Raw genomic sequence first — 20,873 nt, 5'->3', positions numbered from 1 at the left:
GCGAGGTGATGCCGCTGGCATCTGCACGCGGGTAATATCCAGGCGTCTTATCATGCGATATCCAGCCCTGTGTGCACCCAAGTCAATCGTGGGAAAGGGCCCGCTCCTATGGCTACATCTGTTAGAAAAGGTTGCTGATAGCCACCGTCTCGATCCTGGCATTGATCGAATCAGGCCGCTTACCTTTGCCCAGAAAGGCCTCCACACCATTTAACGGCGTTCAAGTGGACACCCACAGCATCGGCACGGGTCACCGGGCATTTCGTCATAGGGGCCACGTTGTAGCGGTTGGCTAGCTCAGGCAGCGCATAGTCGATTGCCGCAGCTGCAACCCAGCGTCCGTGGGGAATAGCCCATCTAGCCATATACGAAATAGAGCTAGTGCGCGCTCACGCTCCACAACTGGTCGATGCGCGTGGTGTAGCTCTGGCTCATGAATTCGCGGCGCATGCCCCAATCCGGTTCGGCAGGTACCGTGGCAACCCGCAAGGTACCCCGGCCCCAGCGAGCATTGATGCTGTCCACAGTGTCCATCAGCTGCTGGCATTTTTTCGGCTGGGTTATGGCAAACAGGTCGTCGGTGTACTCGCCAGGTTGTCGCAGGTCCAGCAACAGCACCTCTGCCTTACTATAGCGGTAGCCCTCACGAAAGATTCGCTCCACGGCATAGGTGGCTGCGTTGGTCATCAACAACGTATCGTGCGTAGGGTAGGGCAGCTCCACAAGAGCACCATTCGCATACCTGGCCTCATCCGGGTTGAACATGCCGGTCTTGATGCTGATGCGCATCTTCTTGCACATCGAACCCTGAGCGCGCAGCTTCTCAGCTGCACGCGCTGTGTAGGTGGCCACGGCTTCCTTGATCGGGGCCAGCTCGGTGAGCCGTTTGCCGAACATGCGGCTGCAGCAGATTTCCTGCTTGGGTGGGTCGGGATCGTCCAGGCCAAGACAGGATACGCCGGCCAGCTCGCGTGCAGTGCGCTCCAGGACAACGCTGAATTTGGCCCGGAGCATTACAGGATCAGCCTTGGCCAGGTCCATGGCCGACTGGATACCCATTGTCTGCAGGTGAGTGGTTAGACGGCGACCGACTCCCCACACTTCCGATACCGCTGTATTGCGCAGTACCCAATCACGCTTGAACGGGTCGCAGATATCCACCACACCGCCTATGTGCTGCTGCAGGCGTTTTGCCGTGTGATTGGCCAGCTTGGCCAGAGTCTTGGTGTGTGCGATGCCTACACCGACTGGAATGCCCGTAGACCTCAACACGCGCTCGCGGATCGAGCGGCCCAGCACCGTGAGGTCACCAGGCTGGCCGGTCAGGTCACAGAAAATTTCGTCGATACTATAGATTTCTGACGCGTAAGCCATTGATTCTATTAAGGTCATTACGCGCTCAGAAATTTGACCATACAGGGCATAATTGCTGCTGAAAGCTTTGATGCCGTGCCGCCGTAGCGTGTCTTTGATCTGAAAATAAGGCGCACCCATTTTCACGAAGGGTTTGGCATCGTAACTGCGGGCAATCACACAGCCATCGTTGTTCGAAAGAACGACTATCGGTGTCTTGGCCAGGTCAGGCCTGAAAACCCTTTCACACGATGCATAGAACGAATTGCAGTCCACCAGAGCAAAGGTGGGCTTAGGCGTAGGCATGGTCGCGCACGCTGTAGCGAACCACTCCCCAAATCGTCATTTCGTCGCTCTCCAGGACGTAGCGCGCCGGGTAGGCCGCGTTCTCTGACTGGAGGATTAGCTCACGGCCCCTGTGGTGCAATCGCTTGCACACCGGCTCGCCGTTCAGAGCCGCAATCACGATATCGCCATGCCTGGCCTCGCGGCCTCGATCCACAATCACCAGGTCGCCGCTAAACATGCCGGCGCCGTTCATGCTGTCGCCTTCGATCTTCACCAGGTAGATGTGCGGGGCACGAATGTCGAACAGTTCGTCCAGGGAAATGTGCTTTTCCAGGTGATCCGCAGCAGGCGAGGGGAAACCTGCAGGGACGCGGCAGGCAAATAACGGTAGGGGGATCGTAGAGGACGCAAGCGAGCCGAGGATGGTCAAGGACATAGTGTCACCGCAAGTAGCCGGTCAAAACCGCTCGGAGGCGGCGTCAGGTTGATTCAGGTTTTATACTGTACATTTTTACAGTATTGCACGGACTGAGGTTCGGCAAGATTTTTCCTTGCCGGTCATCGCCTTGGATTCCTGAATCTGACACTACTGCTAGCGGCTCGCTGGCTGCTCAGTAGCGAGGACCGGCCTCGTCTGAAGTCTCTTGCTGCCATTCTTGTAGAAGCGCCCTGAGCGCAAGCCAAGGGTGCTGGGGCAGGTCACTGCGTAGGGGACAATCAATGGAGTGCAGCGGATTGAAAGGCTGTCCGGCGTCCTCGATCAGCTGCTGGGCATCACATCGCGTGCAACGCACATAAGGGTCGTCAACGTCCCACCAGCGCTTCCAGCGTTGGATGCGTACATCAGCCGTGTTATTCGCCATAGAAATTGAGCCTGAAATCAGGATTCATGCTAACCATCCTAAGTTAATACGCTCATCGGCAAGTAGTATTTACGGTTTGGCCAAAGGCAGTAGAAGTACAGTTTACTGGAGTGGGTAACTGATAAGTGTTGACCGGCAGCGGCTGAGCTGTTCGAGGCGCTTGATAATTCTGTAGCATTTGTACTGCACGCAGTTTCTTAGCTTGATCGGCCTGCGCATGTTGCTCACTCAACGTAAGCCGACAATGAAGATAGCCATCCGTACCTGGCTTTGCCCCATAAGACTGACATTGGGCATCATCACTCGCAGCCAACTCCGCTGCTTTCTGTTCATGATTTGCACAGCCCGCTATCAAGCCCAATATTGTAATCAAACCGATCCACGCTTTCATGTACTCGTTCCTTTTGGAGAGTGTCAGTCACACAATACGTCGCAGTGTTCAGCCGTTATACGCTTGTTCTGACGATACCAGTTCCACCAGTTGCGCAATGGCACCAGGTCAAGGACATCAACCTCTGATGCTACGGGCGCTGGCCCTTCTAGTACATTGGACTCATGTTCATCCGGCCTGGCCAGGCGCCAATGCGTAACCCCACTGACGCCCATTTCCAGGGATTCACTCCACCAGTGCGGCTTTTCCAGGTCAAAAGAACAGACCAGCAGGTCACCGCTGTAGCTGGGGCTGTACACCACATAGCGCAACCTGCCAAAACAATCGCTCCAGGGAAACGCATCGGTGCAGGCTACCCAGCGATGGCGAACTTGGCAGCCTACGGCTGCAAATCGGTCCATGCCTACTTCAGGCCCATGCTGCCTGTCCCGCCCTCGCAAGTGGCTAGCCGTTAGCCTCGACCGTATCAATGTACGGTCGCCAGGGGCGAGCATAAGCAGGGTTTTTACTTGGCGTCGAAATTCTAATACTCGGAACCACGTCTGCTTTTTCACCACTCAGTTGATCAAATTATCGATGGAATTTGAACATGTCAGGCATCAATTTACCACCATCTATGGTAAACCACGCGTGGTGGAATAACCCGGCACCCACTGAAGAGGCCGCTACTCGAACAACTGGGGGCGCCGCACAAGCTTCAGCACACCAAGATCAGGGCCATGTTTCGAGTGCTGCGCAACAGCCAGCATCGCATTTCCCGCCCAGCAGGCCTGGGCAACATATGGGCCTATCATCAACTCAGACCTACCTTACAGCTGCTCAAGGCGCTCAAGCCAGCGCATCGGCCTCCGCTAGCGCAAGGCCGCTTTCACAGCAAGAGATAAACATGCGGGGCCAACAATTATTTGGTCATACCGAACATGAAATGAAACTACAAAAAAAATTTAAAAATTTAGAAAACCCGTCAATCTCAAAATTTCATTCTATAAGTGGTAAGGCACTTTATGGCTTGCACAATGACGGTGTTGAAGCAGAGGTAAGCTTCCTAGGAAATCCGCCCAAAGAAGTAAAACAAATGTGCATGTTAGCTATTAAAGCAATAGGTAATTCGTTTCCTTGTAATTTTAACAAAGTTGAATTTGATTTTTACGTTCGAGAAACAGGAATGGATCGTGGACATACATTATCCAACGCTAACAAATCAAAGATTTCAGTTGGTCTCATTTCTGAAATCGAATGGGAACATGACTTTGAAATGCATGGCATGATCGCATATACTGCTTTTCATGAGTTGTTTTTACATGCTTTAACTGATCTTCGTACTGCTAGCACTAATATTGAATCTACCAGCGAAGACCAAGATCACAATATTATAGTTTCACCACCTAACGAGGATAATCTTTTCCATAAAGCTATAAAAACTGCGCTATCGAAAGTTCCTGATAATTTAAAGCAATATTTTTTAGATAGCTATGTGGATGAGGTAGAAGATGAAAAAAACATAAATGATAGCGATAGTGGCAGTGATAGCGATAATCCCATCCCTACTGATCAATGGCATCAAGAACTAATCTCTCATCTTCAAAATCCAAACTCACCTTTTTGGAATATTTAAGTTATATAATAGTTGTTGTCTAGCGTCTATATGTCAGTATATTTAAAACCTCGCCCTTTGAAAAACCTGTTCACGGCCAACGGCTGTTGGGCAGGTTTGCTGGAGACCGGCGGTCTGCGGGATATCGAAGTGGAGTCGGTCAGCAAAATGCTGGCCTGTGGCACCTCGATCCTGGGCGTGAAGCATTACCGCTGTGGGAGTGACCAATGTCCGCACGTCAAATACCTGTGCCACACGTGTCACTGCCGGGCCTGTCCCTCGTGCGGCAAAAAGGGGTCGCCTCAGAATTCGGAAAATAAAGCACTTTAAGAGCAAACCTGTCAGGTTGAAGCCTAAGAACCTGGGTCAGGAGCGTCAGACATGGCCAAAAGCGGCCTTAATCTGACGCTTTTTGGTGTCTCTTCTGACGTTTAGTTGAGGTGTACTTCAACTAAACATGCTTGGCGGAAGAGGCGGCTGTTTCAAGGCAGGAACTACGCTAGCGTGCTTTATTTTCCGAATTCTGAGACGACCCCTATATCAGGAGAATATAGTCCATCCCCAGCATATACAGGGCTCCCGTAGGCTTTCCAGGCAAAAAAAACCTGACTTAATCGGAGGATCCCTAGGCGCCTAGCCAGTTCGGAGGTGAAAACCTCTCCTAGCCAGTGAGCGGGATAAGCGAAAGCGAAAGCGAAAGGACAGGCCGATATAGAGATTCAGCAAAAGCCCCAGGTGCGAAAGCCCTGAGGTTTTTTGCTTTCAGACGTTCTTGCCAGCGTTGCGCATCTCCAAAATATAACGCACGTTATGTGGTTTACCTCGTGGCAGGGTGGTACGGCCCCAAGTAGCTACGTCATATGCTGAAATAACGCGTAGCTTGTCTGAGTGAGTTATAATTATTAGAACTCACTCAGCCGTTGAAGCCAATTTTGGTTACTCAACCGCCTCCGATAACTGGATCGAAACAGGCTCGAGCTTGAGCAGGGGCTACTGGCGGCTGTACTGTTGCTGCCCAATTAACAGTTTTATTCACGTCTTTCTTGATCTTGTTGAAATCGTTGAAGTAACTGTGTTAAGGCACTGGGTGGGCTATTAGCGCCTGCTGCTATACGGTCCAGGTCCTGGGCAGTGACGCCAGATTGTTGTAGTGCAGCCAGGGTCTGGGTATTCAGCGCTAGAGACGGTGGGGGGCGTACTGGGAGGTGTGCTCTTTGTGCCTGAGCAGCTTCGCTAGTCTTAAGGCTGTTATAGATATCCTGCAGTGTATTCGCTAATACCCGATAGCTCTGCTCGTCTATGTGGCCCCCTTCTGCTTGCTCCGAAAGGTGTGCCATCGCATCTGTCGCTTATGACGGGGTTGTGATCATATTCCAATGATTTCTAGCTTCATCAGTAGTTCTTATGACTAATCGCGCCGGCTCAGATTCCTGGCTTGGGCTTCGTTGGATAGGGGTAGTAGAAGAACCCGAAATGTTATTTATTCCACTCATATATGTACCAGTTTGAGGTTAATTCAACCGACTTAGTGGTTTTTTGATTTTTTTGGTTCCTTCGTAGAGTAAGCCAATCTAATTGGCTTACTCAGTAATCGGGGTCGGCTCAGACAACGGAAAATAAAGCACGCTAGCGTAGTTTCTGCCTTGAAACAGACGGCTCACCCGCCAAGTATGTCCCTAAGAAGGCGCAGCAGCGTACCGGGGCTGTTATATAGACACAACAGGTCTAAGGCTTCACATAATCGGTAGATTGGTAAATCGACCCCCGCACAAAAGCCCGCTCCGGCGGGCTTTTTGCTGACCTTTGGCCGCCAGTACCCCCGGTTGTGGTCTACCGTTAACCGCTCTTGTAGGATCATTCGGGGGCTGGGTCATGACGAATCAAGGTAGCGAGATTGAGACTGAGCGCGCCTATGAGCAATGGATGCTGTGCTGGCAAATCAGTGAGCATGACGTGGTCTGCCGCGAATGCCAGCATAAGCAACGGCTGGTTTCAGCTGACGAGCCGTTTCCCCATAGGGCGTCCTGTCAAAGCCCCTCCACCACACTTACCAAATACCCTTGGCAAACACTGGCGTTGATTCTGCAGCAGTGCACGCGCCGCGCTTCAAACGAATCAATGCATTCAGATTAAAGCAGATGGAAAGACTAACGTGATGCGCTCTGGAATTCATGAGGACGCCCTGCAAGCCATGCTAGAGGCCGGGGCCGTGCGTGAGGTGCTCGTCAGTCGGCACGACGAGAAATGGACCCTGGCTATTCGCTTAGGCGGTGCCGGCAGCCGCTGGCTGCCCGTGCGCTCCAGGCGCGAGGCATTGCGCACCTGGGCGAGTTTGACAGCGGTCGGACGCTTTGCCGAAGGCCTGGGTGTTAAGGGCTTTGCCGTGGAGCTGTAGGGGAGGTTCCGATTCGGAAACTTTGCCAGGCTTCGGCTTTAAGTCTCCTTCTAGGTCGTGACCGGCAACAATCGGACCCATAGCTGCCCTCCGTGAGGGCAGCAACCAGTTAAAATGACTCACTTAAAAATTCACAAAATCCAGATCACTTCATGCTAAAGCTTGAAGCGCGCAGTGGAGTCATTCAATGTGCGGCTGGAAGACACCACCGCATTCACGTCCACGTTGGCGATGGTTACTGATTCGGCCGAGGCACTGACCATGGCCGCAATGCGTTCCACGTTCTGGGCCACGCTGCTGCTGGCCTGGCTTTGCTCTGATGTGGCCGAGGCCATCTCCCGAACCTGAGCCAAGGTGGCAGCCGCTTCGGTGCTGATGTCGCGCAAGGCGGCTGCCGCTTCCTTGGCCAGCCCCGCTGCAGCGTTCATCTTGGGTTCGATGGCCTGCATTTCTTTCACGGCCAAGCCCGTATCGTTCTGGATGTCGGCCACCATGACCGTGATTTCCTCGGTCGCCTGGGCGGTGCGCTGGGCAAGGTGGCGTACTTCATCGGCGACGACGGCAAACCCACGGCCCTGTTCACCAGCGCGTGCCGCTTCAATGGCCGCGTTGAGCGCCAGCAGGTTGGTCTGGCTGGCAATGTTGCGAATGGCGCTGGTGATGCTGTCGATCTCGTCGGCGCGCGCAACCAGCCCGCTGATCTGGCCTGATGCAGCTGTGATCTGTTGTGACACTTCAGCGATAGCCCCTGTGACTTCGCTGACCAGACGCTCGCCCTCGATAGCCAACGACGTGGAGCGTTCAGAGTTGGTCTGAGTCATGCGGGCATTGCTGGAAATCTGGTCGATGGTGACTGACATCTGTTCCACGGCGGCTGCCGTAAGCGTCGTGGCCTCTGAGGTATGCTGAGAGGCATCGTCGATATGCTGCATCTGCTCGCCCAGGCTAGACGACGTGCCTTTAAGTTCCTCTGCCACCTGCTTGATGTCCACGATCATGCCGCGCAAGCCGGTTTGCATGCGGGCCACGGCGGCCATCAGGCTGCCAGCCGGGTAACTGTCCCCCATCACCTGGCGCAGGTCGCCGTTGGCAATCGACCCTGTGACTTCGGCTACCTGCTGCGGCTCGCCGCCTAAGGCGCTGTAGATGCTGCGAGACATGCGCCAGGCAATAGCGACTACGCCCAGCAGCACCAGTACTCCGATAGAGAGGAACTTGTACACCAGCTGCCAGTACGCTTCACTGATGTCATCGGCATATACCCCAAAGCCCATTACCCAGTTCCAACCCGGGACCTGGGTTACGCCATTGATCTTGTCTACAGGCTGGGTCTGGCCTGGCCGTGCCACCTTGTCGTCAAAAAAGGCGAAACGGTCACTGCGCAGGTGATCCAGGTAGTTCTGCCAGGCGGTCTTGCCGCTGGGCAGCGTGGCGCCTACGTCAATCTTGCCAATGAGGTCCGGGTTGGGATGGACCAAGCTCAAGGCCCCTTCCGTCCTGGCCCAGATATAAGCGTTCCTGCCATCGCGCAAGGCGCTCAGCGCCTCCACAGCACGTGCCTGGGCCGCAGCGGTTGTCAGCGTGCCAGCTTTTTCAAGCCCCTGAAAGTATTCAACCTGTTTGCTGGCCAGGTTCAAAACGGTATGGATCTCGCGGCGGCGATCTTCCAGCATGGTGTTATGCAGGGTATTGAGCGCAAATAACGCAATGGCGATCAGACCGGCGCAGGCGCACGCGGCGATGATAAAGAGGCGGTGGGCTACTTTCATTGGGGTCACAGATTCAATGGGATCAATACTGCATTATCGACCTGTCGCCTTGGTACTTGAATACCGAGCCCGATCAGTCATGAAAGCAGGCTGGGCCCCGTTCTTGCGTTCTGCTTAGTCCTACAAAGCTGTATTTGCTGCTTTAAGGGCAAGCGCCAAGACAGCGGCAGAAGACACGCCAAAGGGCGCTGCTGTCATTTGAGTTCGCCGCGCGGGTACGCATAAATCGTCAGGCAAATGGTTTCGTGAGTCACATGCCCCTGGGATTATCAGGCCACTAATATTTGAGTTTGGCAGCAATCTGTTGTGGAGACCAGCCTTTGGCCAAAAGGCTGTGTAGCACCTGAAACAAACTCAGAATCGGGCTCGAGGATTTTCCTGCGCCACGGTACATGCTTCAAGGTGCAAGCTCTTGGCCCGGCAACGGTAGCATCGTAATAGCCTGGATCAGGCTGGCGACGCACTTCTCGCTAGCATACTTGGATGGGGTCTTGGCACGGCGGCTATTGCACGCAGCAAGGAGCCCTGCAAGGCGCATGATTATAAGATTGACACGCTCTTGACGGTCAGATAGGTGTAATGAGTGGTAATGCGGCACCTTACCTTTTGGGTATTGCACTTGGTCATTGAGACCGCCCATCGGCCGGTACCTAATGCAGTAGTACAACTGGCGAGACCACATCAGTTCAATGACGGGTTAGCACCTGCGGTCGCCGAGGAAAACTTAACGCAGTGTCCGGGATCAATTGACCACTACACAAGCCGCATAGCCTCGAAGAAGAGATTTATTCCGCCTCAGCTTATGGCTGATGGTCGAGGGACTACATTCGATCAGGCGAGCAATTTCGCGCTGAATAAGGCGTTGATACTGGATGGCCACAAGTTCTTCGATGCTGAGTTCGGTATAAGGCATCGCGGCACCTTACGGAGACACAGGTGTTGTACTCAGTTTATGCGGCCCACCTGCCTTGAAAACCCTGGCAACGCGTCATTTAGGCGAAGATACTATTGAAAAATTCAAGCTACCTTGAAGAAGTAATTTGGTAATTTGACTCTCGCTCAAAGGCTGACTAAATAAATACCCTTGCCCCTCTTGACAACCGATTCTTTGTAAAAATTCTAATTCTAAATATTTTTCGATCCCTTCGGCGACCACAGTGTGGTGTAAGCTTTTACCCATTGCCAATATTGCAGTAACTACTGTCAAGCTATCTTCACGCGCGTGAAGGTCCCGAATAAATGATTGATCGATCTTCAGAATTTCGAATGGCAACTGTGCCAAATAAGAGAGGCTGGAATATCCAGTGCCGAAGTCGTCGAGCACCAAAGTTAATCCTACCCTCTTAAGATTTGAGAGAATTTCACGGTTATACGTAAGGTCGGACATCAATACACTTTCAGTTAGCTCAAGCTGTAGGGAGCTTGGTGAAATACCAGTCTCTTTTATAATTGCCAAAACTTTTTCTATGTAATCTGGTTGTGATAGTTCGATAACAGATACATTAACAGCCACACAAATATTATTAATGCCTTGCTCGCTCCATCGATGGATCTGCTGGCAGGCACTGCGTAAGACCCATTCGCCAAGTGGGATAATTAATTTACTGTCTTCAGCAATTCCAATGAATCGCGAAGGCGGAATTATCCCTTTACCTGAATGAAACCAGCGCAGCAATGCTTCGACACCAGTCACTTTTCCAGTACGTAAATCCACCTTGGGCTGGTAATGCAGGATGAATTCTTTACGCTCTAGTGCTCCGCGTAGATCGGCCTCAATAACTTGACGTTCTACGACTTTTTCATTCATTCTAGGCAAGAAGAATTGGTAGCAATTGCGCCCCTTCAGTTTGGCTTCATAAAGTGCCGTATCCGCATGTTTTATAAGGCTTTCAGCATCGCTAGCATCTGAAGGGAAAAAGCTTATCCCGATACTCGCCGAGATGTAAAGCATATATTCGTTTAACTGATGCTCCTGCGAGACTGCTTCGAGAATTTTTTGGGCAATTATTCCAACATCATCCTCTTTTTGCAGCGAAGATAATAGCACCATAAACTCATCGCCACCTTGGCGACTTACTGTATCCGAAGCACGAATACTCCTACTAATGGCCAAAGATACAGCGACTAACAGTTGGTCCCCTACTGCGTGCCCTAGAGAATCGTTGATGTGTTTAAAATTGTCTAAATCAAGAAATAAAACTGCCAACCGTTGATGGTATCGCTTCGCAACGCGTATTGCTTGCAACAGACGATCTTGAAATAGTAATCGGTTGGGAAGCTGGGTAAGATAGTCGTGCTCTGCTAAATAGGTCATTTTTACCTTCATAGCACGTTCTATTGAAACGTCGTGAAATACGACCACCGCACCTGCTATGTTGCCTCGATAATCGAAGATGGGAGCCACAGAATCTTCAATATCCCTTTGATGCCCATCACGCGTAACTAAAATTGCTCCTGCACTTAGCCCGGCCGGAGAATGGGTTTGCAACGACAGTTGTACTGGATGGGGTTCATATCCTAAGGAATCATCGACTTTAATAGGCATTACCTGTGTGATTGGTTTCCCTTTAGCAAGATTTTTTGGCCAACCAGTTAAAACCTCTGCCGCAGGGTTGATGTAATCAACATTACCTTCCAAATCCGCACCAATGACTCCGTCACTGATGGCGTTAAGCATAACCTCCGCTCGGGCGCTTTTCCTATAAATTTTACTATGCAAACGAAAACGAGTGATTAAGTCATTAACTATTTGGGCATTAACTGCCCGGTTGTTCGAACTAGAACAGAAAAAACCCTGCGCTCCGGTGGCGATGAAGGCGTCGGCATACTCTCTTTGCTGCTCCTTGCCATTCATAAGAATAGGTACAAGGGAAACAGCGTCATAAAAAATAGAGAAATTTTCTATTTTTTTGAATCGTCCTCGAGCCATGCTGATGATAATCAGATCGGCTTGGAATTTTTTTAAATAGCTAACAACCTGCGCAGGACGAGTAAAGAAAATTATTGTCCAATTTTTTTCAGAATTGTCCATTTCTTTGATAAATCTAGCTTTTTCACTTTTACCGCACAGTATAATAACCGAAATTAACATATTCTTGCCCGGACTGATTCCAAAGGCGCATGAAATCAAAATGCCAGTGCGGCATCGGTTATGACACAAAACGTGACGCACATGAGGTAATCTCACACTTTTTTTTAAAAATTGATACGCAAATTTCAGATTTTCGATAATTTATTATAATTAGCTTGCTATCGATATCTCCAGCTAGAATAAATCAGAAATTATACATCTATAGTTCTAACCAAAAATCCTTATGATCTTAAGTAGCTAGTTGATTTGCATAATGATTCGAATAATTTCGTGTTTTGCGCTTATTGGTCACCATCACTACAACTTTGAAACAGCCTTCCAGGTGAAAGATACTCTATAGCTATTACTGTAACGGTAAATATCGACGACAGATCGAACGTAACGCCCCCTCAGCGGTGTTTTAGGCTATACCATAGTTGTAGCAAGTAGATAGTGGCACCTGAGATCTCATACAGAATTTCATACCCTCCTACCAGCAGGCGACGCACGTCACGCGGCGCGAACTCGTCCAGCCGCTCGCCAATACGTGGGTGCGTGAGCAATGTAAGCGGGACCGCCGTTAGCTGCTGCACGGTGTGCGCTGCAGCAGGGCGGTTCACTAGGGCCAGAAACTCATACAGCATCGCCAGATCCGACACCGCCTTACTGGTCCACTGCAGCTCCATCAGCGCGGTACCGGCAGCAGTGCTTCGGTGTCCAGGCTTTCGGCCCAATCTTGCACTGATCTTGCCCACTTCCAGTGGACACCCCGTTAAGCGATACACTGCAACGAGGTGAACCATGGCAAGCCAGGCAAAAACGATGAAACACACCCGTACTCGTCATTCCCAAACCTACAAAGATGTAAGCGCTGGCCTTGGCTGGCCGGGTCGGCGTCAAACAGGCTGCCGAGCAGCTCGGCCTTCATGCGTCGCAGCTCTACGGCTGGAAAAACAGGAAGCATCAAGCCAAGGACAGTAACGAGCGCGAGCAATCGCCTGCCGACGAGAATGCACGGCTCAAGCGGCAGTTGGCTGAGCAGGCGGAGGAGCTGGCCATCGTAAAAAAGGCCGCCGCGTACTTTGCCAGGAACCTCAAGTAAAGTACGCCTTCATGCAGGCTCATACCCTGGAGTTCTCGATCAAGGCCATGTGTCGCGTGCTGCGCATTGCGCGTAGTGGCTATTACGCGTGGCACTCATGTAACGCATCAGCACGTCTGCTGCAAAGAACTCAGTTGGATCGGCAGGTGGCCTTCGCCGACGCTGAGTACGCTGGCAAACGCAAGCAGACGCGTAAGGAGTTGTTTCTGATCGAGATGGATCAGGTGGTGCCTGGGAAGAGCTTGCTCAAGCTGATCGAGCCCCATTATCCCAGGGGCGAAGGTGGACGGCCGGCTTATCCCTTGCAGGCAATGCTGCGGGTCCATCTGTTGCAGAACTGGTTTGGGTACAGTGATCCGGCAATGGAGGAAGCGCTGTGCGAGACCACGATCCTGCCTCAGTTTGCCGGTTTGGCGCTGAAGCGCATTTCCGATGAAACCACGATCCTCAACTTCCGTCGCCTGCTGGAGAAGCACCAGTTGGCGGCTGGCATCCTCCAAGTCATCAACGGCTATCTGCAGGACAAAGGCCTATCGTTACGCCAGGGCACCATTGTGGATGTCACGATCATCCACGCCCCCAGCTCGACGAAGAACAAGGACGGCAAGCGCGATCCCCAGATGCACCAGACCAAGAAGGGCAATCAGTACTACTTCGGGATGAAGGCGCACATCGGCGCCGATGTCGAGTCGGGCCTGGTGCATCACGTGCACGGCACCCCTGCCAATGTGCCTGACGTCACCCAGGTGGCCGAGCTGCTGCACGGTGAAAAGAACGCGGTGTACGCCGATGCCGGCTATACCGGGGTCGAAAAGCGCGATGAGCATGCTGATCGGCCGGTGATCTGGCAGGTAGCAGCGCGGCGCAGCACCTATTCAAAGCTGAGCAAACGTAGTCTGATTCACAAAGGCAAGCGGCGTATCGAGCGGGCTAAGGCGCAAACCCGGGCCAAGGTCGAACATCCGTTTCGAGTGATCAAACGCTAGTTTGGCTATGTGAAAACGCAGTCTCGTGGGCTGATGAAAAACACGGCTCAACTGACCACGCTGTTCGCGCTGTCGAACCTGTGGATGGTGCGAAAGCGGCTGATGGGTTTGGGTGAGGTACGCCCGTAACAGGGCAAACCGGGCTGAAAAGCCCGCTAGATGCCTTGAAATCGAGGCGTTTTGACATTTTCGGGCGGTTTTCAGGGGAATGCGATGGAATGCCCGATCTTTCCTCAGCAAAACGCCGCTAATTCAGACCATCCTTAGGTCGCCAATCGGCAGAATTAAGCAAAGTGCGCATATGCATCTGTACCTGCGCGCCCTAAGGAACATAGGTCCTGGCGACCAATCAGCCATGCTCTGGACCTTAGCTGGAGCCCGACCACTTATTAGGCGTCATGCAGGATGCATTGAACATGCTCTCTAGTGCTCCATTTCATAAAGCAGGGTTATAATCAATATGCTTCGCCCCATCCCCACCCACTTAAATGCTCCATCGATCAGTACCCACGGTAGTAATGTTTCTGAGTTTGACCAGGAAGAAGCGTCAGATATGCCGCGCCGGCTTACCTTTACTATTGCCAACCGTAACGTTGATGTGACATTTGACCCGTTAGTTGCGACTCCCAACGCGGCTGCGCAAATTGCTCACGTGCTGAATGCTGAGCAACGTACAAATCTGACCGTCCGACCAGCGGGTACTGCGAACAACCCTTCCCAATTGATTACGTTCGAAACGCCTTCCAAATCGCCTACCCATGGGCACCCTGAGGATGTATTAGTCCTACTTCATGTTTCTCTAAATGGACAGGCATTACGGTGTGAGTTGAAGAATCCGCGCACGCATTTTCCCCGGTTTCTGGGTCGCTTCGAGCAGCCTCGACGCGTTATGACGTCCTCATCAAATGTGCCGCTGAACATCGCAAATTTGCGACAACAGTGGCTACAGCAGCAAAACATGATAAGAGAAGCTTTCGACCAGCAAGGTCTAATCAAAAAAGACTTAGTCGCCAGCCCTGACCAGCCGTTCGAATATGTAGATTTCTTCCAAGATTTTCATCAGCGTAAGCCTGCCGATATGACCCGCGCAGGCCACCTGGACAAAGACGAGATATTACGGGAGTCCGAGTGGATACATGGCGAGTCTTTCACCAAAGAATTATTCGCGGGTGCGCGCGGCCTGGGAAATAATTTGACCTGCAATAATCTGAAGTGGCTAGGAACACCTCGACATTTCACTGAGCTAGGCGATTACATTGTTGCGGAAAAACTGAGCCGACTTGATTTGTCGCTCGATAACTTGGTGGCAGGAGACGGCTCGCGAAAGGTTGTCGGCGGCCTGCGACGTATCGGTAATAACTTCTCTGCTCCGAGCCTCCAGCAATTGAATCTGCACTACCAAGAACACTTTACGGAATTCGGTCGCCAGTTCAAAGCGCCCAATCTGATTGGCCTGTCGTTGCGTGGCGCAACAAGTTTTGAAAAATTTCCGGGCGATATGCGCCTTCCGTCACTGGTAACCCTTGATCTGATCGGTGCGGGACGTTTCCGCGGATTTCCTGCGGGTTTCCTTGACCATATGCCGAATTTAAGGTCGCTTGAGCTGCGTGGCACTGCTGCCCGCTATCGCGACTTGCCACAGCATATCCGCGAAAACCGCGATATCTATATCGATATTCGCCCAGCAGGTGAAGGCAACGGGCGGATTGATGGTCAGCAAACTACTCATCAGCAGTCAGTGCATCTTTCTTCATCAAAAAGCGCCCAGCGGATTATCGCCAAAGCGGCCGGTGCAAAGTTCCCCGAAGAGTTCGAACGGTTGAGTGACTACATCATGGCGCTACCTTCTGTGCCAGTTCCTGACGGTTTACAGGCAAGGCTGGACGCCCCCTTGGGAGGCCTAGTGCAGTATGTGCAAGCTCTCGGCAAAGAGCATCCCCACCGGCAGTACTTCACAGCTCCAGTGAATGCGGCCAAGCGGGGATTGAGTGGTGCAGCTCTCACCATGGACGTCAAAGACCCGCACTCCGGCATTTCTACCAAGGATTACTTAACGGCGTGCTGGCATGTCACACGCGATCCGGAAAACCGCCATGAGCAGGTGACCGATGAGACAGCCCGCGAAAAGTTCGTGCAGGCACTTTATGAGATACAGCGCGGATACAATTTGAAAGGCACTCACGATCACTTAGAGGATGATGGCGACCCGCGTGATCTTGCCATTTGCAATGCTGGTGCCTTTAACAAAATTACCAACGTGATGAGTGAAATCCTCCGTGACGCGGAAACTATCTACATCACCGAGGACGTCATCAAACTCAAGGCTGCTGCGCTCATCAAGAACGTAATAGGTGACAAGCTTGCTGATGGGGAACTGTCACTGGCCGATTTCCATGAGCCGGACGAAGACGGAGAAATTCTATGCACGGAAAAAACAGTCGCGGCATTAAAAACAGATATGCTCGGGTCGCTATATGAATCATTGAATTTACAGGACCAGACAGGTTTGGATGAGCAACGAAACAAAAGGCGAGCAGAAGAATTTCTCGATTATCAGCTTGCTACGACCGACCTGGCGAACATCATAACTCGTTCAAAAGGGAAGGGAAAAGCCAGCGATTGAAGGAGGATGCCAAGTGCCTGCTGGCGGCGCTTGGCATTTATACGCCAATGTCGCTGCAGATGAACCTGGCAGCCTGCGGCTGCAAATCGGTCTATGTCCGCTTTAGAGCCGTATGCCTGCCCATGTGCCTGGACTGCTTTCGGAACCTCCTAAGCCCTTCTGACCACCTACCCGGATCCAGGTCGTCCATCTCGACCGCTAACATTCCCAGAACAGGCTCAGCCAGCGATGAGTCCACTCCCATTAGGTAGCTTTGCCCGAAACTACACCGCGCCAGTTAATAACGGCCAACCAGTGGTGGTGGCAAGCCTGCAAGCCCCAGCATCCTCACCCTATCGCACTACACCCGCCAGCCTGAGCTCGATCATCGTTCGCTGACCGTTCGTGAAGAGCCTAGGCCCTTTAAATGGTAATAATTCACCCAACACGTTCACGACCAGGAACGTCACGTTATGAAACTATCCTTCAAATCATTCATAAACTCCATATCGACCTCGCTTCCTGAAGTCAGCCAGTCGTCCCCCCCTTCTCAACCCAACGGAACCGGCGAGATGCCGCGAGTCAGGCAGCCTAATAGGTTCCTACTCAACGGAGGGGCGTTCATCAGGCTCGGGCCCATGGCGGCAACGGCCCATGATAAAAACAGAAAAATCACTGAAAAAGAAAATGACACGGTGAACCGATTGCTCACGCTCGAGCCGGAAGAGCTGAAGAATATTAAAAGTGAAGTGCATGGTGAGGGGAGTTCGGAAATTCAATGCCATACGTACTTGAAAACCCTCAAGAAAAATGGGAAAGATAAGACGTTCGAGGTATGCGTAAAAGCGAAGAAAAATCGTGAAGCCTCCAAATACGTCGACAGCGTAGAAGTTTATACCGTGCCGAAAAAGCGCGACGAAGAAAAGTCGCTTCACATTTTTAGGCGTTTCCATGAGCCGAGAAAAACCCTAATCGATTTGCCCAATGAATTGCAGAAAATCATCGCCGAAGAGGCGTACTTCAAAGGAGAAGAGGAAGAAACCAATTTGGCCTTGTTGGCCTCCAGCCGGCAAACGAGAGAGGTCACGAGCGATTCGCTGCAAAAGTCAATAGGTTCGGGCGCGTCGCCGGTCGCTAAATTCATTGAAGATAATAAAAAGCGGTGGCTGGCAGAAAAGCTGAGCGACAAGAAGATAGAAGAGCAGGTTGACAACTTTAAAAAACATGCCATTTTGGAAAAACATGGTAGCCGCATCAGGTCGACATTTACTGAGGAAGTATATAACACTCATGAAGCTAAATTCCTGGCCTTGTCTCCAATGGGAATGAATTTTGTCGCAGCTCATCTGCACCTCTTGAATGATGCTTATACGCCTGAAAGTTTAATCAGCCTCGCTAGCCTGTCGGCTGAAAAAAGAGATTTTGTTAAGAAATATCAATCACGCTTTTTGATAGAAGCAGACTATGGTCGCGGTGTGGTGAAAAACGGGGGCTACATCAATTGGCTAGCGTCACGCTGTGATTCGCCTGACAAACTTAAGACGCTATTGAAAAATTTCCCAAATCAAAATCCAAACTCGCCTTTTGCAGTGGCCAAGTTTTACGGGCCTTTTAAAAAGCCTTTTGGTGAAGAGGGCCCTATCCCGCCAGTGCACTTAGTACATACCCCTAATTAGCTTCCAATTTATTAAAGGGTGAGCTACCCCGCACGTGAGGCTGGGTCTTTCCTCCAAACATTCATAACAAATTGCTGACAAACCTCTAGATCACCCAAACCTGCTATAGGCGAGCAGCACAGCCCCGCGCTTACAGGTGACATTTGCAATTCCAGGGTTTGTCTGATCCTGCCCAGCATCAGTGGACACGGATTTAAGCACTCATCCGAGCCTCGTAGGCATGCGGGCTGATGTGCCCCAGCGTACTATGACGACGCTGGCGGTTGTAGTCGATTTCGATGTATTCAAACACGGCTTCACGCATTTCAGCACGACTGCTGAATCGCTCGCCATGAATGCATTCGACCTTCAAACTGTGGAAGAAGCTCTCTGCACAGGCGTTGTCGTAGCAGTTGCCCTTGGCGCATGCTGCATCTGAGTTGGTGGGCGACGATCAAGTGCTGGTAGGCCGCCGAGCAATACTGGCTGCCACGGTCGTTATGCACGAGTACGGGTGTGCTTCATCGTTTTAGCCTGGCTTGCCATGGTTCACCTCGTTGCAGTGTATCGCTTAACGGGGTATCCACTGGACGTGGGCAAGATCAATCGGTTGTTTTGGACAGCGATCCACTGATCGGTGGCCTTTTTGCCAAACGACGGACAGGCCCGGCAGTGGCAGATATTGCACAGGTATTTGACATGCAGGCAGCGCTCACTGCCGCAGGTGTAATGCTTCATGCCCAGGTTCGAGGTACTGCAGGCGAGCATTTTGCTCACCGACTCCATTTCGATCTGGCGCAGACCGCCGGCCTCACGTAAACCTGCCCAGCAACGCTTAGCCGTGAACAGGTTTTTGAGGGGGGCGAGGCTTGAGTGCTACAGGGTTACAACATCGATAATCAACGATGAATGGCGCAATCCCTTTTATCTTGCAAAGCTTAGTGTCTTTATTATTGGGATACCAAGCATTCTAGCCCGATTTTTTTACTCGAGTAGGCCATTGCCCCTATCTATCAAGAAACGAGGTGAGATTCACGCCTGCTAGACTAATTTTTCATGATTGGAACCAGCCTCACCCTGTTGCCACTAACATGGCCAACATCCGAGCGAATTGACCTGTGCCAAGCATCGTGCGTTATTCATACTGGGCCCGGTTGGATAGGATGGTTTATTTTAAATGCAAAAATGAAATTTTAAAAAGGTTTTAAATGTTCAACAGAATACCCAGTACATCAAGCTCTGCTGTGTATGGTTCATCAAACCCAACATTTAATCATTCTGCAGATGGCCAAATTGAACTGTTGCAGCAGCAGTTCTCGGCTGCTCGCAAAGCTGCCTATCTGCGAAATCCGTCTGGATCTTGGGCGTTGAATAATGAATTGGTCCAAGCACGTATGCATTTTAAAAGTGCGATGTCACAAATCAGATCGGCTTTCAATAAGCCATTAAGCCTTGTGCCGCTAAAGGTCGAAAATTGCGACGACAGTTTTGATCATGGAGAATTTGAAGTTTTAAAGCACTGTGCCAGCCTTATACGTAGTGAAGTTTATTCCGACTTCGATGCTGTTAACCTGCTCAAAGATCCAGATCTTGAAGAGGGAGTGAATGGACAAACTATTGTGATACATCCTAACTTTGAGGACAAAAACCTTAATCCCTATACAGAAACGCAGGCGCAAGTATCATTGGTTGGTAGTCAAAGCTTGGCCGAGAGCATAACTCGCCTAGTGCACGAATTCTCTACACATCTGCTTGGGAATATGCGTTCGGCAGTAGTGGGGGATCCTGTTCAGCCCGAAGAAGCTGGTCATTTTTCAAATCTTTCGGCCCGAGGAGACTACCATAGGGCAATGGTTGCGATAGAAAGAAATTGGCAATCTGTTAGTGCGATCGCTAGTCGGATGGGTGTGGAAGTGGATTGGGAGGGTGTGAAAGATGAATATCTGAATGATATAGGCCTGCAGGTCGGGGGCTATCACAGCTATTTAAATCTTGATATGGAGAAAATGGACAGGCTTTTAGAAGATCACAAAAATGGGCAAGTGAATATGAGTCTACTTGCTAGAGAGGAAAAGTTCGGGCTAAGCGCCAACCTATTTTGGAGCGACGTTCGCTTGGCTTGTATTGATAATAAGCCGCTCAGCAGCATAATGGATAGATAAAATAAGGCCAATGCCAAGTCTAGATTATTCCATTCGGCTAAGCATTCAAATGGTATTGGAAATGACCTGCTCTATAACTGCTTTGGTGGGGTTACACGTTATCGCGCTTGTCCATTCCTTAGGTTATGACGGTGAAGCCAAAAATGAATTGGCGCGCTGTTCTGCTAATGAGCGAAACGCGGCCCTAACCCAAGGCCAAGTACTCCATCCCGTCAATGGGAGCAGGATGAGATGAAGGCATTGGATGAACGGCTTTTGAGCAACTAGGCGCGATACTGCAAAGCCTAAGATCAAACCCAGATATTTAGAGAATGTCTTGTGGAATATCGCTGGGCCGGTGTATGTCTACCACATGCCTGGCTAACAGGCAGCTGACGTAAACGCCCTGGAGCGGGCATAGATCAATTTGCAGCCGCAGGCTGCCAGGTTCGCGCAGTGCAGCTAACGGCCAAAAGCGGACAGGGGGCTTGCAAACTATAGTCTGGCGGCTCTGGTTAGGCCGCAGCTATTCAGACTCTTCAGTGGCCGCTGCCCTATTCTCTTTGTCATGACGTACCCTCGATCTCGAAGCGTATATCAAATCCCGGATACGCCATATTCACATCATCAAGAACGACGTTTACTAGGTTGAGCGCATCAGCAA

At 51.2% G+C, this 20,873-nt stretch carries 15 protein-coding genes and 5 pseudogenes; 8 read left to right on the top strand and 12 right to left on the bottom strand.

Annotated elements, in window-relative coordinates:
• Positions 1-378: 378 nt before the first annotated feature.
• The 5 genes from umuC to ACSAMW_RS07215 form a co-directional block, all read right to left on the bottom strand.
• Complete coding sequence (umuC, locus tag ACSAMW_RS07235) at positions 379-1,659, bottom strand: translesion error-prone DNA polymerase V subunit UmuC (protein ID WP_500593333.1); 1,281 nt, start codon at positions 1,657-1,659, stop codon at positions 379-381.
• A complete protein-coding gene (locus ACSAMW_RS07230; RefSeq protein WP_500593332.1) occupies positions 1,646-2,077 on the bottom strand; it encodes a LexA family protein in 432 nt (143 codons plus the stop codon). Before ACSAMW_RS07230 ends, umuC begins: the two co-directional genes overlap by 14 nt.
• Positions 2,078-2,252: 175 nt before the next feature.
• Positions 2,253-2,504, bottom strand: coding sequence for a hypothetical protein (locus tag ACSAMW_RS07225; RefSeq protein ID WP_500593331.1), 252 nt, complete (start codon positions 2,502-2,504; stop codon positions 2,253-2,255).
• A gap of 52 nt (positions 2,505-2,556) precedes the next feature.
• The gene (locus ACSAMW_RS07220; protein ID WP_500593330.1) at positions 2,557-2,895 is read right to left on the bottom strand and encodes a hypothetical protein; all 339 of its coding nucleotides are present in this window, start codon (positions 2,893-2,895) and stop codon (positions 2,557-2,559) included.
• A gap of 23 nt (positions 2,896-2,918) precedes the next feature.
• On the bottom strand, positions 2,919-3,296 hold the full coding sequence (locus ACSAMW_RS07215) for a hypothetical protein (RefSeq protein WP_500593329.1): 378 nt from the start codon (positions 3,294-3,296) through the stop codon (positions 2,919-2,921).
• A gap of 188 nt (positions 3,297-3,484) precedes the next feature.
• Here ACSAMW_RS07215 and ACSAMW_RS07210 point away from each other — a divergent pair, with 188 nt between their 5' ends.
• The 3 genes and pseudogenes from ACSAMW_RS07210 to ACSAMW_RS07200 all read left to right on the top strand — a co-directional run bounded on the left by ACSAMW_RS07210 (position 3,485) and on the right by ACSAMW_RS07200 (position 6,884).
• The gene (locus ACSAMW_RS07210) at positions 3,485-4,510 is read left to right on the top strand and encodes a hypothetical protein (protein ID WP_500593328.1); all 1,026 of its coding nucleotides are present in this window, start codon (positions 3,485-3,487) and stop codon (positions 4,508-4,510) included.
• A gap of 30 nt (positions 4,511-4,540) precedes the next feature.
• Positions 4,541-4,795, top strand: a pseudogene (locus ACSAMW_RS07205) (transposase zinc-binding domain-containing protein); the annotation flags it as partial.
• A 1,849-nt stretch (positions 4,796-6,644) separates the two neighbouring features.
• Positions 6,645-6,884 (top strand): hypothetical protein, encoded by a 240-nt coding sequence (locus ACSAMW_RS07200; RefSeq protein ID WP_500593993.1) that lies wholly within the window; start codon positions 6,645-6,647, stop codon positions 6,882-6,884.
• 155 nt (positions 6,885-7,039) lie between these two features.
• On the opposite strand, the gene ACSAMW_RS07195 is transcribed toward ACSAMW_RS07200, so the two are convergent.
• The 5 genes and pseudogenes from ACSAMW_RS07195 to ACSAMW_RS07175 all read right to left on the bottom strand — a co-directional run bounded on the left by ACSAMW_RS07195 (position 7,040) and on the right by ACSAMW_RS07175 (position 12,409).
• Entirely contained in the window at positions 7,040-8,653 is a 1,614-nt protein-coding gene (locus ACSAMW_RS07195; protein ID WP_500593327.1) for a methyl-accepting chemotaxis protein, read from the bottom strand.
• Positions 8,654-8,850: 197 nt separating this feature from the next.
• Positions 8,851-9,244 (bottom strand): annotated as a pseudogene (locus tag ACSAMW_RS07190) (helix-turn-helix domain-containing protein); the annotation flags it as partial.
• A 151-nt stretch (positions 9,245-9,395) separates the two neighbouring features.
• Complete coding sequence (locus ACSAMW_RS07185; protein ID WP_500593326.1) at positions 9,396-9,566, bottom strand: hypothetical protein; 171 nt, start codon at positions 9,564-9,566, stop codon at positions 9,396-9,398.
• Between the two features lie 75 nt (positions 9,567-9,641).
• Entirely contained in the window at positions 9,642-11,744 is a 2,103-nt protein-coding gene (locus ACSAMW_RS07180; protein WP_500593325.1) for a putative bifunctional diguanylate cyclase/phosphodiesterase, read from the bottom strand.
• Positions 11,745-12,133: 389 nt separating this feature from the next.
• Complete coding sequence (locus ACSAMW_RS07175) at positions 12,134-12,409, bottom strand: type II toxin-antitoxin system RelE/ParE family toxin (RefSeq protein WP_500593324.1); 276 nt, start codon at positions 12,407-12,409, stop codon at positions 12,134-12,136.
• A gap of 191 nt (positions 12,410-12,600) precedes the next feature.
• Between ACSAMW_RS07175 and ACSAMW_RS07170 the strand changes: the two genes are divergently transcribed.
• From ACSAMW_RS07170 to ACSAMW_RS07155, 4 genes and pseudogenes are all read left to right on the top strand, one after another.
• Entirely contained in the window at positions 12,601-12,825 is a 225-nt protein-coding gene (locus ACSAMW_RS07170) for a transposase (protein WP_500593323.1), read from the top strand.
• A 146-nt stretch (positions 12,826-12,971) separates the two neighbouring features.
• Positions 12,972-13,940, top strand: a pseudogene (locus ACSAMW_RS07165) (IS5 family transposase).
• A gap of 331 nt (positions 13,941-14,271) precedes the next feature.
• Positions 14,272-16,434 carry a hypothetical protein gene (locus tag ACSAMW_RS07160; protein ID WP_500593322.1) on the top strand — a complete coding sequence of 721 codons (2,163 nt, stop codon included), beginning with the start codon at positions 14,272-14,274 and terminating at the stop codon, positions 16,432-16,434.
• A gap of 452 nt (positions 16,435-16,886) precedes the next feature.
• Positions 16,887-18,089, top strand: a complete 1,203-nt coding sequence (locus tag ACSAMW_RS07155) for a hypothetical protein (RefSeq protein ID WP_500593321.1) — start codon at positions 16,887-16,889, stop codon at positions 18,087-18,089.
• Between the two features lie 193 nt (positions 18,090-18,282).
• Here the strand turns inward: ACSAMW_RS07155 and ACSAMW_RS07150 are convergent.
• Positions 18,283-18,580 (bottom strand): annotated as a pseudogene (locus tag ACSAMW_RS07150) (IS3 family transposase); the annotation flags it as partial.
• Between the two features lie 91 nt (positions 18,581-18,671).
• Positions 18,672-18,975: pseudogene (locus tag ACSAMW_RS07145) on the bottom strand (transposase zinc-binding domain-containing protein); the annotation flags it as partial.
• A gap of 301 nt (positions 18,976-19,276) precedes the next feature.
• On the opposite strand from ACSAMW_RS07145, the gene ACSAMW_RS07140 reads away from it, so the two are divergent.
• On the top strand, positions 19,277-20,230 hold the full coding sequence (locus tag ACSAMW_RS07140; RefSeq protein ID WP_500593320.1) for a hypothetical protein: 954 nt from the start codon (positions 19,277-19,279) through the stop codon (positions 20,228-20,230).
• Positions 20,231-20,873: the final 643 nt, after the last annotated feature.

It is taken from the genome of Pseudomonas sp. AB39(2026) (genome assembly GCF_059831485.1).
The sequence above is the reverse complement of the archived record's forward strand: the minus strand, read 5'-3'. Positions and strand labels throughout refer to the sequence as shown.

Bases quoted from the DNA above. Each gene is read 5' to 3' on its own strand.
- umuC (WP_500593333.1), bottom strand. From the start codon at position 1,659: ATGCCTACGCCTAAGCCCACCTTTGCTCTGGTGGACTGCAATTCGTTC.
- ACSAMW_RS07230 (WP_500593332.1), bottom strand. From the start codon at position 2,077: ATGTCCTTGACCATCCTCGGCTCGCTTGCGTCCTCTACGATCCCCCTA.
- ACSAMW_RS07225 (WP_500593331.1), bottom strand. From the start codon at position 2,504: ATGGCGAATAACACGGCTGATGTACGCATCCAACGCTGGAAGCGCTGG.
- ACSAMW_RS07220 (WP_500593330.1), bottom strand. From the start codon at position 2,895: ATGAAAGCGTGGATCGGTTTGATTACAATATTGGGCTTGATAGCGGGC.
- ACSAMW_RS07215 (WP_500593329.1), bottom strand. From the start codon at position 3,296: ATGGACCGATTTGCAGCCGTAGGCTGCCAAGTTCGCCATCGCTGGGTA.
- ACSAMW_RS07210 (WP_500593328.1), top strand. From the start codon at position 3,485: ATGTCAGGCATCAATTTACCACCATCTATGGTAAACCACGCGTGGTGG.
- ACSAMW_RS07200 (WP_500593993.1), top strand. From the start codon at position 6,645: ATGCGCTCTGGAATTCATGAGGACGCCCTGCAAGCCATGCTAGAGGCC.
- ACSAMW_RS07195 (WP_500593327.1), bottom strand. From the start codon at position 8,653: ATGAAAGTAGCCCACCGCCTCTTTATCATCGCCGCGTGCGCCTGCGCC.
- ACSAMW_RS07185 (WP_500593326.1), bottom strand. From the start codon at position 9,566: ATGCCTTATACCGAACTCAGCATCGAAGAACTTGTGGCCATCCAGTAT.
- ACSAMW_RS07180 (WP_500593325.1), bottom strand. From the start codon at position 11,744: ATGTTAATTTCGGTTATTATACTGTGCGGTAAAAGTGAAAAAGCTAGA.
- ACSAMW_RS07175 (WP_500593324.1), bottom strand. From the start codon at position 12,409: ATGGAGCTGCAGTGGACCAGTAAGGCGGTGTCGGATCTGGCGATGCTG.
- ACSAMW_RS07160 (WP_500593322.1), top strand. From the start codon at position 14,272: ATGCTTCGCCCCATCCCCACCCACTTAAATGCTCCATCGATCAGTACC.
- ACSAMW_RS07155 (WP_500593321.1), top strand. From the start codon at position 16,887: ATGAAACTATCCTTCAAATCATTCATAAACTCCATATCGACCTCGCTT.
- ACSAMW_RS07140 (WP_500593320.1), top strand. From the start codon at position 19,277: ATGTTCAACAGAATACCCAGTACATCAAGCTCTGCTGTGTATGGTTCA.